At 64.6% G+C, this 14,976-nt stretch carries 13 protein-coding genes; 6 read left to right on the top strand and 7 right to left on the bottom strand.

The genetic code is table 11. The features are described 5' to 3' along the window. A complete protein-coding gene (cpaB, locus tag CK219_RS01960) occupies positions 1 to 936 on the bottom strand; it encodes a Flp pilus assembly protein CpaB (protein ID WP_245340369.1) in 936 nt (311 codons plus the stop codon). A 233-nt stretch (positions 937 to 1,169) separates the two neighbouring features. On the opposite strand from cpaB, the gene parE reads away from it, so the two are divergent. From parE to CK219_RS01945, 3 genes are all read left to right on the top strand, one after another. Continuing rightward, positions 1,170 to 3,224 carry a DNA topoisomerase IV subunit B gene (gene parE, locus CK219_RS01955; RefSeq protein WP_095765074.1) on the top strand — a complete coding sequence of 685 codons (2,055 nt, stop codon included), beginning with the start codon at positions 1,170 to 1,172 and terminating at the stop codon, positions 3,222 to 3,224. Between the two features lie 42 nt (positions 3,225 to 3,266). Beyond that, the gene (locus CK219_RS01950; protein WP_095765073.1) at positions 3,267 to 5,348 is read left to right on the top strand and encodes an FUSC family protein; all 2,082 of its coding nucleotides are present in this window, start codon (positions 3,267 to 3,269) and stop codon (positions 5,346 to 5,348) included. An 80-nt stretch (positions 5,349 to 5,428) separates the two neighbouring features. After that, positions 5,429 to 5,866 carry a VOC family protein gene (locus CK219_RS01945; protein ID WP_095765072.1) on the top strand — a complete coding sequence of 146 codons (438 nt, stop codon included), beginning with the start codon at positions 5,429 to 5,431 and terminating at the stop codon, positions 5,864 to 5,866. Positions 5,867 to 5,884: 18 nt separating this feature from the next. Here the strand turns inward: CK219_RS01945 and CK219_RS01940 are convergent, their stop codons facing one another. Continuing rightward, positions 5,885 to 7,006 carry a DUF2336 domain-containing protein gene (locus CK219_RS01940; RefSeq protein ID WP_095765071.1) on the bottom strand — a complete coding sequence of 374 codons (1,122 nt, stop codon included), beginning with the start codon at positions 7,004 to 7,006 and terminating at the stop codon, positions 5,885 to 5,887. 152 nt (positions 7,007 to 7,158) lie between these two features. On the opposite strand from CK219_RS01940, the gene CK219_RS01935 reads away from it, so the two are divergent. Further along, positions 7,159 to 7,611, top strand: coding sequence for a MaoC family dehydratase (locus tag CK219_RS01935; RefSeq protein ID WP_095765070.1), 453 nt, complete (start codon positions 7,159 to 7,161; stop codon positions 7,609 to 7,611). Then, the gene (locus tag CK219_RS01930) at positions 7,611 to 8,492 is read left to right on the top strand and encodes a CoA ester lyase (RefSeq protein ID WP_095765575.1); all 882 of its coding nucleotides are present in this window, start codon (positions 7,611 to 7,613) and stop codon (positions 8,490 to 8,492) included. The genes CK219_RS01935 and CK219_RS01930 overlap by 1 nt, the downstream gene beginning before the upstream one ends. A gap of 2 nt (positions 8,493 to 8,494) precedes the next feature. Here the strand turns inward: CK219_RS01930 and CK219_RS01925 are convergent, their stop codons facing one another. Both CK219_RS01925 and CK219_RS01920 read right to left on the bottom strand, forming a co-directional pair. Continuing rightward, on the bottom strand, positions 8,495 to 9,178 hold the full coding sequence (locus CK219_RS01925; RefSeq protein ID WP_095765069.1) for an isoprenylcysteine carboxylmethyltransferase family protein: 684 nt from the start codon (positions 9,176 to 9,178) through the stop codon (positions 8,495 to 8,497). Between the two features lie 76 nt (positions 9,179 to 9,254). After that, positions 9,255 to 9,839 (bottom strand): nitroreductase, encoded by a 585-nt coding sequence (locus tag CK219_RS01920; RefSeq protein WP_095765068.1) that lies wholly within the window; start codon positions 9,837 to 9,839, stop codon positions 9,255 to 9,257. A 162-nt stretch (positions 9,840 to 10,001) separates the two neighbouring features. Here CK219_RS01920 and CK219_RS01915 point away from each other — a divergent pair, with 162 nt between their 5' ends. After that, on the top strand, positions 10,002 to 10,967 hold the full coding sequence (locus CK219_RS01915; RefSeq protein WP_095765067.1) for a hypothetical protein: 966 nt from the start codon (positions 10,002 to 10,004) through the stop codon (positions 10,965 to 10,967). 9 nt (positions 10,968 to 10,976) lie between these two features. Here CK219_RS01915 and CK219_RS01910 read toward each other — a convergent pair whose 3' ends face one another. From CK219_RS01910 to blaOXA, 3 genes are all read right to left on the bottom strand, one after another. Beyond that, the gene (locus tag CK219_RS01910) at positions 10,977 to 11,918 is read right to left on the bottom strand and encodes a GNAT family N-acetyltransferase (RefSeq protein WP_095765066.1); all 942 of its coding nucleotides are present in this window, start codon (positions 11,916 to 11,918) and stop codon (positions 10,977 to 10,979) included. A gap of 83 nt (positions 11,919 to 12,001) precedes the next feature. Continuing rightward, on the bottom strand, positions 12,002 to 13,975 hold the full coding sequence (gene thrS / locus CK219_RS01905) for a threonine--tRNA ligase (protein WP_095765065.1): 1,974 nt from the start codon (positions 13,973 to 13,975) through the stop codon (positions 12,002 to 12,004). 148 nt (positions 13,976 to 14,123) lie between these two features. Then, on the bottom strand, positions 14,124 to 14,936 hold the full coding sequence (gene blaOXA / locus CK219_RS01900) for a class D beta-lactamase (protein WP_095765064.1): 813 nt from the start codon (positions 14,934 to 14,936) through the stop codon (positions 14,124 to 14,126). Positions 14,937 to 14,976: the final 40 nt, after the last annotated feature.

Raw genomic sequence — 14,976 nt, 5'->3', positions numbered from 1 at the left:
CTATTGCTGCAGTTCCTGCGGCGGTTGCCGCGAAGGAACCTTGTATTCCTCGACCTTGTCGCCGCGCGTCACGATCACCGTCTTGAATTTCGGCTCGTCCTGGTCCTTCGTCACCGCATTGACGAGCGAGGCGGCGCTCGCCTGCGCATTTGCGGCAACCGAGCCGCCGAAGGACGAGATGGTCGTAAGCCCGCCATTGCTGGCAGTTGCGTCGGCGGCCGACCGCAGCGACAACGACAGCGTGCCGACGGTGCGGGCAAGCGCCACTTTCTGCGCCCCTTCGTTGGTCACCTCGATGGTCACCGAATTGGCGACTTGCGGCTCGGTCTTGCGTTCGTCGGCGCCCTGCCCGACCGAAAGCACCTTGACGTCGGCAACGACGACCTCGGACGTGACGGTCGAGCCGGCGGCCCCTTGAGCATTCTTGGACACTTCCTGGATATCCCCAGCGTCGCGCGTCAGCACGACGTCGACGCGGTCTCCCGGCGTGATGAAGCCGCCGACACCGGCGATCTCGTCGGTGCGGATGGTGACGGCCCGCATTCCCGCCGACAGCATGTTGGAAAGCGTGGCGCGGCCGTTCGGTCCCGACAGCTTGGTGAGCAGCACCGGTTCGTTGACCTCGATCGGCGACAGCACGACCCGGCTGCCGTCCGCAAGCAGCTTGTCGATCGTCGGGAAAGCGCCCTGCGGCAGCGAATCCTGCGGCCACGGAATCTCGGCGAGTTGCGGCCGTCCAAGCTCCATGCCGTAGCGCAGCGGCGCTTGCGCCACCACGATGGTCTTGAACTCGACCTTGGGCTGCTGCGGCGCCACGACGACCTTGACCTCGGCCTGAGCCTTCGCCTGGCTCTTGACCCAGAAATCCGCCGCAAAGATCGAGATCGCGCCGAAAACGGCGGCGATGCCGATCATGGTTATGGCCTTGCCCCTCACAGTGGAACCCCTGACGCCCGTGGTCTTTTGTTAGTTGGGTCTCACGCTAGGCGTTAATGTTAAAGAATCAGGAATCCCGCGACCCGCCGATCGCCCTATTTCGGCCGGCTTGGTTATCGAATGGTTTTGGAATAAGAGACAGTTTTATCCCTGAACGGAACAGGAACTCGTTCGCCCGCCAAAAGCGTGGCAGTATCGAGGAATGATTCGCATTACCGGACGCTAGGCCCAGCATGGACGACAGCAACGACCTCTTCGGCAAGATGGAAAAGCCGGCACAGCCGGTGCGCGCGCCCTCGCGGCCCGCCGATCCGCTGGTGCAGGCCGCGAAGCGTTCGACCGCCGCCCGCGACGGCAGCGAGGGCTACAGCGCCGCCGATATCGAGGTGCTGGAAGGGCTCGAGCCGGTGCGGCGCCGTCCGGGCATGTATATCGGCGGCACCGACGACAAGGCCATGCATCACTTGTTCGCCGAGGTCATCGACAATTCGATGGACGAAGCGGTGGCCGGCCACGCCACCTTCATTGACGTCGAGCTTTCCGCCGACGGCTTCCTGACCGTCACCGACAACGGCCGCGGCATCCCGGTCGATCCGCATCCGAAATTCAAGAAGCCGGCGCTCGAAGTCATCATGACCACGCTGCATTCGGGCGGCAAGTTCGACTCCAAGGTTTACGAGACCTCCGGCGGCTTGCACGGCGTCGGCGTCTCGGTCGTCAATGCGCTGTCCGACCACCTCGAGGTCGAGGTCGCGCGGGGTCGTCAGCTCTACCGGCAGCGTTTTTCGCGCGGCGTCCCGGTCAGTGGATTGGAGCATCTCGGCGAGGTCCACAACCGCCGCGGCACGAAGACCCGTTTCCATCCTGACGAGCAGATTTTCGGCAAGGGCGCCGCCTTCGAACCGGCGCGCCTTTACCGCATGACGCGCTCGAAGGCCTATCTGTTCGGCGGCGTCGAGATCCGCTGGACCTGCGATCCGTCGCTGATCAAGGACAAGGATCAGACGCCGGCAAAGGCCGAGTTCCATTTCCCCGGCGGCCTCAAGGACTATCTCAAGGCGACGCTGGGCGACGAATTCCAGGTCACGCGCGAGGTTTTCGCCGGGAAGAGCGACAAGCAGGGCGGCCACGGTTCGCTCGAATGGGCCGTCACCTGGTTCGGCGGCGATGGTTTCCTCAACTCTTACTGCAACACCATTCCGACCCCCGAGGGCGGCACGCATGAGGCAGGCTTCCGCAACGTGCTGACGCGCGGACTGCGCGCTTACGCCGACCTCATCGGCAACAAGCGCGCTTCGATCATCACCACCGATGACGTGATGATCTCGGCCGCCGGCATGCTGTCGGTGTTCATCCGCGAGCCGGAATTCGTCGGCCAGACCAAAGACAGGCTGGCGACGATCGAGGCAATGCGCATCGTCGAAAACGCCCTTCGCGACCCGTTCGACCACTGGCTGGCAGACAATCCGCAGGAAGCCTCCAAGCTTCTGGACTGGGTCATCGCGCGCGCCGACGAACGCGTGCGGCGCCGCCAGGAAAAGGAAGTCTCCCGCAAGAGCGCGGTGCGCAAGCTGCGCCTTCCGGGCAAGCTTGCCGACTGCACGCAGAACGCCGCCGCGGGCGCCGAGATCTTCATCGTCGAGGGCGACTCGGCCGGCGGCTCGGCCAAGCAGGCGCGCGACCGCGCCAGCCAGGCAGTGTTGCCGCTGCGCGGCAAGATCCTCAACGTCGCCTCCGCCGGCAACGACAAGCTTGCCGCCAACCAGCAGATTTCCGATCTCATCCAGGCGCTCGGCTGCGGCACGCGTTCGAAATATCGCGACGAGGATCTGCGCTACGACCGCGTGATCATCATGACCGACGCCGACGTCGACGGCGCGCACATCGCTTCGTTGCTGATCACCTTCTTCTATCAGGAGATGCCGAACCTGATCCGCGGCGGCCACCTCTACATGGCCGTGCCGCCGCTCTATTCGATCCGGCAAGGCGGCAAGGTCGGCTACGCCCGCGACGATGCGCACAAGGACGAACTGCTGCGCACCGAGTTCACCGGGCGCGGCAAGGTCGAGATCGGCCGCTTCAAGGGCCTGGGCGAGATGATGGCCTCGCAGCTCAAGGAGACCACGATGGATCCGAGGAAGCGCACGCTTTTGAGGGTCGACGTGATCGACGCCGAGCAGGCCACCAAGGATGCCGTCGACGCGCTGATGGGCACCAAGCCCGAGGCGCGCTTCCGCTTCATCCAGGAGCGCGCCGAATTCGCAGAGGCGGACGTGCTGGATATCTGATCGCCTGCCGGTCCATAACAGGCTCCGGCACGGAGAACCGGTGTGACCTGGACGCGGTTTAAAGAGCTTGTCGAGAGGCCCTTAAGCGGTCTGACGCAGCCGACCCGTTCGGACTGGATTTTTGCCCTGCGCACGGTTTCGGCCGGACTGGTCGCGCTGCTTGCCGCCTATGCGCTGAAGCTCGATCATCCGCAATGGGCGATGATGACGGTGTTCATCGTCGCGCAGCCGGTCGCCGGCATGGTGCTGGCAAAGGGCTTCTACCGGCTGCTCGGCACGCTGGCCGGCGGTCTCGCCGCAGTCGGCATCACTTCACTGTTCGGCGCCGACCCGTGGCTGCTTGTCACCGTGCTGGCGCTCTGGATCGGCGTCTGCACGCTGGTCTCGTCGCTGTTGCGCAATCCGGAAGCCTATGGCGCCGCGCTTGCCGGCTACACGGCGATGATCATCAGCCTGCCGGCCCTCGGACAACCGCATATTGTCGTCGACCTCGCCGTCGCGCGTTGCGCGGAGATCGTGCTCGGCATCGTCTGCGCCGGCGTCACCAGCCGGTTGATCCTGCCAAAGCTCGCGGCCGACGCTATCATTTCCAGGTTGAAGCGCAGCATCCTCGACCTTGCCGAATATGCCGGCGGCGCCTTTTCCGGCGGCGACCCGGCGAGCCTCGCCGCGCTCCAGCGCAAGCTGATCGCCGATGCCCAGACGCTCGCCGAGATGCGCACCTATGCGCGGCTGGAAGCGCCGAGCTTCGCCACCCGCGCCCATCCGGTGCGGCGCACGATCGGTCAGCTTCTGTGGGCGCTTTCGGCGGCGCGCGCATTGCACAGCCACCGCAGGCCGAAGAACGCAGCGCTCATTCCCATGCGCAGCGAATTGAAAGCCTTCGTCGCTGAACTGGCGGCGACGCCCGGCGCGCTCGATGACACAGGGCCATGGGTGGCAAGGCTCGGCGCGATCGCGAGCAGGGCCAGGGAGATGCCCGAACTGCCCAACGATATCGGTCCCAACGATAACGGCGAAGACAAAGTTGGGACCATCACCCGCCTGACCATCGCCGGCGATTTCGCCGAGGCGCTGAAACAGGTGATGCGCGGCCTTGACGCGCTTCGGTCGCCCGTCTCCCGGACATCGAGTGAGCGGGGCCAGCCGGCGTTGGTCGTCCATCGCGATTACCAGGCCGCATGGCGCAATGCCGTGCGCGCGGCGCTGGCGACGTTGCTCGTGGCGATTTTTTGGCTGACGACCAGATGGTCGGAAGCCGCCGGCACCGTCATCCTGGTCGCCGTCGTCTCCAGCCTGTTCGCATCGCGCCCAGATCCCGTGCAGTCCGCCTGGGGTTTTTTCACCGGCACGCTGATCGCGCTGCCTTTTGCCTTCCTTGTCGGCCAGGTCGCGCTGCCGGCGCTGCCGGGCTTCGGCTGGTTCACCCTCTTCGTCGTGCCGATCCTGGTGCCCGCGGCGCTCGGCATGGCCAATCCGCGCCATGTCGGCGTCGCCACCGCCTTCGCCATCAACTTCCTCGCCTTCCTCAGCCCGCATCAGCAGATGATCTACGACCCCGGGCCGTTCTTCGCCGGCTCGGCCTCGATCCTGGTCGGCATCCTGATTGCCATCGGCGTCTTCATTGTCGTGCTGCCCGCCGATCCCTGGGTCACCGTGGAGCGCATCTCGCAGGCGATGCGCGAGGACCTGGCCCGGCTTTGCCTGCATGAGCGCATTCCCCGCCGTTCGGCCTTCGAAAGCCTCGCCTATGACCGGATCAATCAGTTGATGCCGCAGGTCCAGCGGACGGGCCGCAAGGGCGATCCCATTCTCGGCGGAAGCATCGCGGCCGTCACCGTCGGACTGGAAGTGCTGCGGCTGCGCCACGCGCAACTGAACTCCGCCGTTCCGCATGAAACAGTCGAGTCCATCGGCAATTTCCTGCGCGCCCTGGCGCGCGAATTGCTGTTTCGGCAACCGGGCGAGCCGCAGACCGCGACCATCGCGGTGGCGAGGCAATACGCGGCCAGCATCGCCCAACGCAGCGATCGGCTCGAAATACTGCAGATCGCCGCCTCGCTGCGCATCATTGCCGCGGCGATGGAAGATTACCCGGATTTCTTTGCGAAGGGTCGCGCTTAACCGCCTCGGGACGTGTCTGGTTTGGGCCTTCCCGAGAATGGGTCCTTGCTGGACTGGTCGACACCTTTTAGGTTGGACACATGGCGCTCAAACGGATGGACAACGTCGGAATCGTCGTCGATGACCTCGACAGCACGGTTGATTTCTTTCGCGAGCTCGGCCTTGAACTCGAAGGGCGTGCCACGATCGAAGGAGAATGGGCCGGGCGTGTCACCGGGCTCCGCGACCAGCACGTCGAGATCGCCATGATGCGCACGCCCGACGGCCACAGCCGACTCGAGCTGTCCCGCTTCATCAAGCCGCCCGTCATCGCGGATCACCGCAATGCCCCGGTGAACGCATTGGGCTATCTCCGGATCATGTTCGCCGTGGACGACATCGACGACACGCTGGAGAGGCTCCGCAAGCGCGGCGCTGAGCTCGTCGGCGAAGTCGTCCGGTATAAGGACGCGTATCGGCTTTGCTACATCCGCGGGCCTGAAGGGCTTCTCATCGGCCTCGCCCAGGAACTCAGCTGAGACCTGATTGTGATCCGCTCAGGCGGCGGCGATGGCCAGCGCGTGTCCACGCGCGTTTTCGCGCAGCGCGTCGAGATGGATCGACTTCACCAGCCCGGCAAGATCGCCCTCGGCCGATTGGCCGCCGAGTTCCTTCAGCATCAGCCAGCTCACTTCCTGCACGCCGGCGACACGCCGGCCATTGGCGACCTCGCGCCAGACTTTCAGCGCCCTCAGGATGATGCCATGCGTGGCCGGCGCAAGCCCGGCGCTGCGGAACAGCGCCTGCAGCGCAACGTCGTGCCCGCCGGCGAGAAGTGCCGTCACCCGTTGCTCGGATTGTCGGGCTAAGGCCACCAGCGTCGAGCCGAAGAAGTCCACCTTGCCATGCGCGATGGTGCGGATGATGAAACCGGCGGTGAGGTCGCCGCGCAGCCGCAAATGCTCGATCAGCGCCGCATGCTCCTCCATGCGCGTTCCCTCGATCAGCGTCACCGAGGCTTTCACGCAGGCATCACGCATGACGCGATCGGCTCGCGCCGCCCCCATCATCGCCAGCACCAGCGGCGAACCTTTCAAGGTCTCGCCGAGCTTGACCAGCAACATGTGCCGGCAGTCGGCCGGCAGGCGCCGATCGGCAATCAGCGCCTCGCGCACCAGTGGCAGGTGGCCGTGCCGCTCGGCCATGCGGCGGAAGCTCAGCGAAGCGATCTCGGCGCCGCTGTTGCCGATCAGCGCGGCGCAGGCTTCCGGTTCGCCGATCTCGGCGATCGCCGCCGCCAGCGACATCGAGACGACCGGACGGTTGGCGATCAGCTTCTGCGTCACCTTCTGGCCGCAGGCGACGCGCTCGACCAGATCGGCATCGGTAAGCAGCGGCGAACGCGCGAGCACCAGCGCCGCCACTTCCGGCTGGTCGGCGGCCAAGGCGCTGATCACCTGCGGCGGCGCGTGATGGCTCATCGACAGCGCCTCGGCAAGCGCCAGGCGCACCTTGGACGAAGCGTCGTCCAGAAGCAGCGTCAGCGCCGCCTCGGCGGCACAGCGATCCTCGAACGGCAGATCGGAGTTGATATAGGCGCGCGCCAGCGCGCTCGCGGCGGCGGCACGCTCGGAAACCCTTGCCGTATCAATCCATTTTAGAAAATGCGAAACAACCATACCGACCAGCTGCGCCCTTGCCGGAAAGGTCCCGGCCCCGTTGTGAACGGTAGGCTGCAAATGGTTTACGAACGGTTCACCATGTTTCTTAACCGGCTTGATGGGGGCGCAGCCAACGCCTATCAAGCAAGGACATTGGAGGAAATCGAACCATGGCCGGGCTTTATCTGGAAGAGTTTGTCGTCGGCCATGTCTTCCGCCACACGCTGCGCAAGACTGTGACCGAGAGCGACAACATGCTGTTTTCGGCGATGACGCTCAACCCGCAGCCCTTGCACATCGATTTCGACTTTGCCGCGAAAACCGAATGGGGCAAGCCGCTGGTGAATTCGCTGTTCACGCTCGGTCTGATGATCGGCATCTCGGTGAACGACATCACCGTCGGCACCACGGTCGCCAATCTCGGCATGAAGGAAACGGTGTTCCCGCACCCCGTCTTCCACGGCGACACCATCCGGGTCGAGACGACGGTTGTCTCCGTGCGCGACTCCAAGTCGAAACCCGATCGCGGCATCGTTGAGTTCGAGCACCGCGCCTACAATCAGAACGACATTCTTGTCGCCAAATGCACCAGGCAGGCGATGATGCTGAGGAAGGCGGCCTGATGCGCTCGCTGCTGTTCGTGCCCGGCGATTCCGAGCGCAAGCTGGAAAAGGGATTCGAGGCCGGCGCCGACGTGGTTATCGTCGATCTCGAGGATTCCGTTGCCGCCGCCAGCAAGGCGGCGGCGCGCGCGACCTCGGCCGGTTTCATCTCGAGCCAAAGAGACCGGACGGGTTCGGCCATCTATGTGCGGGTCAACGATCTTTCCACCGGCCTGACCGACGACGATCTTGCGGCGCTCGTCGTGGCGAAGCCCGACGGCATCATGCTGCCGAAGTCGAACAGCGGGCAAGACGTCCAGCAGCTGGCGGCAAAGCTGCGAGTGCACGAGGCCGAGAACGGGCTTCCGGACGGCGCCATAAGAATCCTGCCGATCATCACCGAGACCGCGGCGGGCGTGCTGGCGGCGGCGAGCTATGCCGGCGCAAGCGCGCGGCTTGCCGGCCTGACCTGGGGCGCGGAGGATTTGTCCGCGGCGATCGGCGCGCGCGCGACCCGCGACGAGAGCGGCCGCTACACCGACGTGTTTCGTCTGGCGCGGACCATGACCATTCTGGCGGCCGGCGCGGCCGAAGTCGCCGCCATCGACACCGTCTTTCCCGATTTCCGCGATATGGCCGCCCTTGGGAAGGAATGCCGCGAGGCCGAGCGCGACGGCTTCACCGGCAAGATGGCGATCCATCCGGCGCAGGTGCCAGTCATCAATGCCGCCTTCACGCCGTCCGCCGAAGCGGTCGCGCGATCGCGGGCGATCGTCGATGCCTTCGCGGCGGCGGGAAATCCGGGCGTCGTCGGCATCGACGGCAAGATGTACGACAGGCCGCATTTGCGTCTGGCCGAGCGTTTATTGGCCCGCGCCAGGGCGGCGGGCAGCCTTGCCTGAGGTTACCAGACCATCGGGATCAGCTTGTAGCGCACGCGGGCAGCATAAACGTCATAGCCCTGCAGGCCGGTTCGCAACGTCTTTTCCTCGATGAAGGTGCGGATGCCGAGCAGGACGATGAAGACAAGCACCGACGCCAGTCCCCACCAGGAACCAAGCAGCAGCGCCGTGCCGGCGAAATAAAGTATGGCGCCGGCATACATCGGATGGCGGACATAGCGGACATAACTGTATGGGCCGGTCGTGATCACCTTCTGCCCGCGCTCGTCCTGGATCTTCACGACAGGTGCAGCGAAGCTGTTTTCCAGCATAGTGAGATAGCAGATCCAGATACCTACGAGCAGGACCAGCACGCCGACCACCCGCACCCAGACGGGAGCTGCCGACCAGCCGAAACGGAAGTCGAGCCCCATCAGGGCCAGCCAGGCGAAGATGCCGAGCAGCAATATGCTCAGCAAGATCTTGTCGGCCGTGGTCTGGGTCTTCTGGATCGGCGGGCGGAGACGCTCATTCATCAGGCCTGGATCGCGCCGGGCGAGCGCCACGCCCATCGTAAGGCTCAGCCCGACCATCACGACTATGTACACCCAAGCTCCGGTCCAGTGCAGCGTGCCGGCCGACAGAAACAGCAGCACGCCCATGATGCCGAACCATACGAATGTCTGGAAAACCAATCTCGAGATCATGATCAACCTTCCGTGACGTCCCCCACCACTATTGGCCGCCCGCTGCCGCCGTTCCTCCGAAAACCCGCAAAAGCACCTAACCGGCCCAGGGACCGGCGTAATCGCCATAGAGCTTTGCCGGATCGGGCCGCGGCCGCTCCGGCGCCGGTCCCTGATAGGAGCCGATATGGACGAAGCCGATGACACGCTCCTGCGGCGACAGCCCGAGGATCGCCCTGCCCTCCGGAACGTCGGAATACCAGTTGCTGATCATGTTGGTGCCATAGCCCAGCGCGTTCGCCGCGATCATCAGGTTCATCGCCGCCATGCCGCCCGACAGGAACATCTCCCATTGCGGGATCTTCGGGTTCTCCTTCGGCACCGACACGACGCCGATCACCAGTGGCGCGCGCGAGAAGCGTGCCAGTTCCTGGTTGCGCCGGCCTTCCGGCAGCGGTCCCTCGCGCTGTTCGGCAAGCGCCGCCAGCTTCTTGCCGATCTCGATGCGCGCCTCGCCGCGATAAAGGATGAACCGCCATGGCTCGAGCCGGCCGTGGTCGGGAACGCGCGAGGCGGCTGCGATCATCGTCGCGATCTCGGCATCGCTCGGCGCCGGCTCCTTGAGGTCGGGGATCGGCGCAGAATTGCGGGTGAGCAGAAAGTCGATGATCGGCGACGCCATGGGCGCAAGTCTCCTGAAGGCATTCGATTTTGAGCTGAAGCACGCCATCGGGAGGTCGGGCGGCTCGGGCGGTGGCGTTTTGCGCCTGATAAGAAGCCGCCGCGCCGGGCGGCGCGCTTCTAGGCCTTGAAATTGCCACCGCCTTGGGCTTCAACGCAAGGCATGTTTGAGGGGATCTTGCGCCTTTTCGTGATCGCACTCGTCGCTGCGTTGTTCGCGGTGCCGGTTTCCTTCGCGCTGGCCCAGAACGCCAACGACATCGGCGACATCAAGCTTCCAGGCATTTCGAGCTACGCAACGCCGAAGGCCGGGACGCCGCTGGCGCTCGGCAACGGCGGCGCCATCACGCTGTCGGCGCAGTTGACCGACAAGGGCGCCGACATCACCCGCGGCATCGTCTGGCGGGTTTTCAGGCCGCAGCCCGCCAGTGATGGCAAACTGCCGATGGTAGCATCCGCCCATGGCGGCACAGCCGTGTTCCAGCTCGACCCCGGCAGCTATCTTGTCCATGCCTCCTACGGACGCGCCGGCGCCACCAAACGCATCACGGTCGGCAAGGAGGCAAAGCGCGAAAGCCTTGTGCTCGACGCCGGCGGCCTGAAGCTCGACGCGGTGACGTCGGGCGGCGCGCCCATCCCGCCGAAGAAATTGCGCTTCTCGATCTATGAAGGCCAAGCCGCGGCCAATGGCGACCGGGCGCTGATCGCCCCCGACGTCGCGCCGAACACCGTTGTGCGGCTGAACGCCGGCACCTACCACGTCGTCTCCACCTACGGCGCGGTCAACGCCGTGATCCGCTCCGACATCCGCGTCGAGGCCGGCAAGCTGACGGAGGCGACCGTCGAGCACCGCGCCGCCGAGATGACGATGAAGCTGGTGCGCGAGCCCGGCGGCGAGGCCATCGCCGACACGTCCTGGTCGCTGCTCAACGAGAGCGGCGATCCGATCAAGGAAGCGGTCGGCGCCTTCGCCTCGATGGTGCTGGCCGAAGGCCAATACACCATCATCGCCAAGAACCGCGACCGTATCTACCAGAAGGATTTCACGGTCGTTGCCGGCCAGAACCAGGAAATCGAGGTCGTGGCCAACGAATCCTCAGCCATCGACCCCGAGGAAGGCGCGGACTGATCGGGCTGATCAGGCCGCCTTGCGCATCCGCTTCGGCAGGAACGGCACGCGGCCACGCTGCGCGGAAGGCGTCGCCAGATCGAAGACCGCGCGATAGAGGCGATCGAGCAGCGCCTTGCGGTCGCGCAGCGGCTCGAGTTCGCTCCATCTCAGCACGTCGCCGATGCGCACCTCGATCGCCTTGCCCGACAGTCGGGCGAATTCGCGGATAAGCAAGGAGGTGCGCAGCGTCAGCGACGCCTTGCCGATGAACTTCGCCACGCGGTTGTCGCGCTCGGCCATGTTCATCGGGCCGCTGACGAGATGGAACAGGCGGCCGTTCTGGCCGGAGAAATGCATCGGAATGACCGAGGCCTTGGCGTCCTGGACGAGCTTGGCCGGGAACATCTTCCACGGCAGGTCGATGGCGCGGCCGAAACCCTTCGGCGCCGTGGCTACGCCGCCGGCCGGGAACACGACGATGGTGACGCCTTCCTTCAACAGCCGCACCGCTTCATGGCGCACCGCCATGTTGTTCTTCAACGCTTCCTTGGTCTCGGAAAAATCGATCGGCAGCGAATAGGGCTCCATCTCGCGGATCCTGAGCAGATCCTTGTGGATCATGACCCGGAACGGCCGGCCGAGCTGCTCGGCCAGCGACAGCACCGCAATGCCGTCGCCGATGCCGAAGGGATGGTTTGCGACGATGACCAGCGGCGTGTCCGGCAGCGCTGGCGGCGGCCATTGCACAGCGTTGCGGACCTTGACGTCGATCAATTCCAGCATGCGGCTGAATACGCGGTCGCCTGTCGGCACAACCTGGCGACGCCAGAAATCGTAGAGCACGGCGAAGCGGTCGCGCCCCGACAGGCCCTCGACCGAATGGATGAACCAGCGCGTCAGCACCGGTTGATGCGGGTTGGCGTAGGAAAGCTCGGGAAACCGTCTTTCCCGCAGTTTCAACTTGAGCATGGCGGCTCGTTACAAGGCTGGCGTGACAGGCATATGAAAATGGCGGTGGACACGCCACCGCCATTCAAGGAAGCGCTGGTAAGTCAGGCTGCGCGACGCTTGCGGTCGGGCGAGACCGCCTCGTCGGTGAGAGACTTCACGGCATCCTCGAGCTTCAGCGATTCCTGGTCGCGGGAGCCAAGCCGGCGGACATTGACGGTTTCCTCTTCCGCCTCGCGCCTGCCGCAGACGAGGATAACCGGCACCTTGGCGAGCGAATGCTCGCGCACCTTATAGTTGATCTTCTCGTTGCGCAGGTCGGCTTCGGCGAGCAGCCCCGCGGCCTTCAGCCGCTCGACCACATTCAAGGCGTACTCGTCCGCATCCGAGGTGATCGTCGCCACCACCACCTGCAGCGGTGCGAACCACAGCGGGAAATGGCCGGAATAGTTCTCGATCAGGATGCCGAGGAAGCGCTCCATCGAGCCGCAGACGGCGCGATGCACCATCACCGGCTGCTTCTTCTCCGAATCCGAGCCGATATAGAAGGCACCGAAGCGCTCCGGCAGGTTGAAGTCGACCTGCGTGGTGCCGCATTGCCATTCGCGGCCGATGGCGTCCTTCAGCACATATTCGAATTTCGGCCCGTAGAAGGCGCCCTCGCCCGGATTGATCGAGGTCTTGATGCGGTTGCCGGAGCGCGTGCGGATCGTCTCCAGCACATTGCTCATGATCGCCTCGGCATGGTCCCAGGCCTCGTCGGTGCCGACGCGCTTGTCCGGCCGCGTCGACAGCTTCACGCTGACCTCCTCGAAGCCGAAATCGGCATAGGTGGACAGGATCAGGTCGTTGATGCGCAGGCACTCGGCCGCCAGTTGCTCCTCGGTGCAGAAGATATGGGCGTCATCTTGCGTGAAGCCGCGCACGCGCATCAGCCCGTGCAGCGCGCCCGACGGCTCGTAGCGATGCACATTGCCGAACTCCGCAAGCTTTACGGGCAGTTCGCGGTATGACTTCAACCCATGCTTGAAGATCTGCACATGGCCCGGACAATTCATCGGCTTCAGCGCGAAGACGCGGTCATCGTCGGTGTCGTCGCCGGCGACCGTGACCTTGAACATCGCATCACGGTACCAGCCCCAGTGTCCCGACGTCTCCCACAGGCTCTTGTCCAGCACCTGCGGCGCGTTGACTTCCTGATAGCCGTGCTCGTCGAGGCGGCGGCGCATGTAGTTGATCAGGTTCTGCACCATCTTCCAGCCCTTGGCGTGCCAGAAGACGACGCCCGGTCCCTCTTCCTGGAAATGGAACAGGTCCATCTCGCGGCCGAGCTTGCGGTGGTCGCGCTTCTCGGCCTCTTCCAGCAGGGTCTGGTAGGCATCGAGCTGCGCCTGGTCGGCAAAGGCTGTGCCGTAGATGCGCGTCAGCATCGGATTGTTCGAGTCGCCGCGCCAATAGGCGCCCGCCACCTTCATGAGCTTGAAGGCATTGCCGATCTGCCCGGTCGAGGCCATATGCGGACCGCGGCACAGGTCGAACCAGTCGCCCTGTGCGTAGATTTTGAGGTCCTGGTCCTCCGGAATCGCGTCGATCAGCTCAAGCTTGTAGCGCTCGCCCTTTTCGGCGAAGACCTTCTTCGCCTTCTCGCGCGACCACACTTCCTTGGTGAACGGCTTGTTGCGCTGGATGATCTCGCGCATCTTCTTTTCGATCACCGGAAAATCGTCCGGCGTGAACGGCTCGTTCCTGGCAAAGTCATAATAGAACCCGTTCTCGATAACCGGCCCGATCGTCACCTGCGTTCCCGGCCACAGCTCCTGCACGGCCTCTGCCAGCACATGCGCCGCATCGTGGCGGATGAGCTCCAGCGCGCGCGGATCCTCGCGGGTGATGATCTCGACCTTGCCGGACGTGCCGAGCGGATCGGAAAGATCGCGAACGATGCCGTCGAGGCTATAGGCGACAGCCTTCTTGGCCAGCGACTTGGAGATTGACTCGGCAAGGCCGGCGCCGGTCAGCGCTGCGTCGTAGTCGCGGACCGAACCATCGGGAAATGTCAGGGAAACGGAATTCGGCATCAGGATTCTCCTATCCAGTCCCGCAAACGAGCGCGGGTGGTGAAATGCATGTCGCAGGATGCGTGCGGCTTGCAGAGGGTTAGCCGGAGGCGTCCGGCGCGGCAGTCTTTTATGAGGAGTTTCCGCCGACGTAAAGCCGCAACCCGTTCTATTTGATGAGGTCGGGCAAATCCTTCAGGAACGCCGCCCGCGTCGCGAGACCCTTCGGCTCTCCGGTACGCTTGGCATCGACGACCAGCCTTGCAAAGACGATGCGCCGGCTCCCCTTCTCGGCCCAGCCGACGAACCAGCCGAGCGAGCGCTTGCCGTCCTGGCCGAGCCTGGTGCTGCCCGTCTTGCCTTGTACCGTCCAGTCCCCTGCCGCGAAGGTCGGCAGGATCGCCCTGGTCATCTCATGCGCCTTCGCTGACACCGGCATCTTGCCGGCGAGCAGCTGGCGCAGAAACGCCGTCTGCTCGACCGGCGATATTTCGAGCGAGGAATTGATCCAGCATTGCGTCAGCCCGTTGTCCTTGCCGGCATCGCCCGAGACATCCTTGTTGCCATAGCCGAATTTCGCCACATAACCGGCGAACTTCTCGGCGCCGAGATGCCGCGTGATCTCGCGCGAATACCAGACGATGGAATCGCGCTCCCAGATCGTCGGATCGACGGTCTTCTGGTCGCGCTTCGCCGCCTTGAACTCCGGCTTGTACTCCCAGCTCGGCGTATGCTCGTCGCTCAGGATGCCGGCATCGTAGCCGATCAGCGCCAGGGGCACCTTGAAGGTAGAAGCCGGGCTGACGCGCTGCTCGCAGACGCCGTCCTGGTAAAGTGTTGCGCCGCTTTGCTGGTCCTGGATCAGCGTGCAGTGGATGTCGCCGAGCGGCGCCGATTGCGCCCGCACCGGCAAGCCCAGCATCCAGGCCAGCAGGAAAAGGACGATGGCGAAAATGAAAGGATAGCGGTCCATCTGGCGCATGGCGAAGTCACTCCGGTATGAGATTACAGGAGCGGCTTAG

This window comes from Mesorhizobium sp. WSM4313 (assembly GCF_002294725.1).
Lineage (GTDB): Bacteria > Pseudomonadota > Alphaproteobacteria > Rhizobiales > Rhizobiaceae > Mesorhizobium.
Note: the sequence above shows the minus strand (reverse complement) of the source record. Positions and strands in the feature narration are given on the sequence as shown.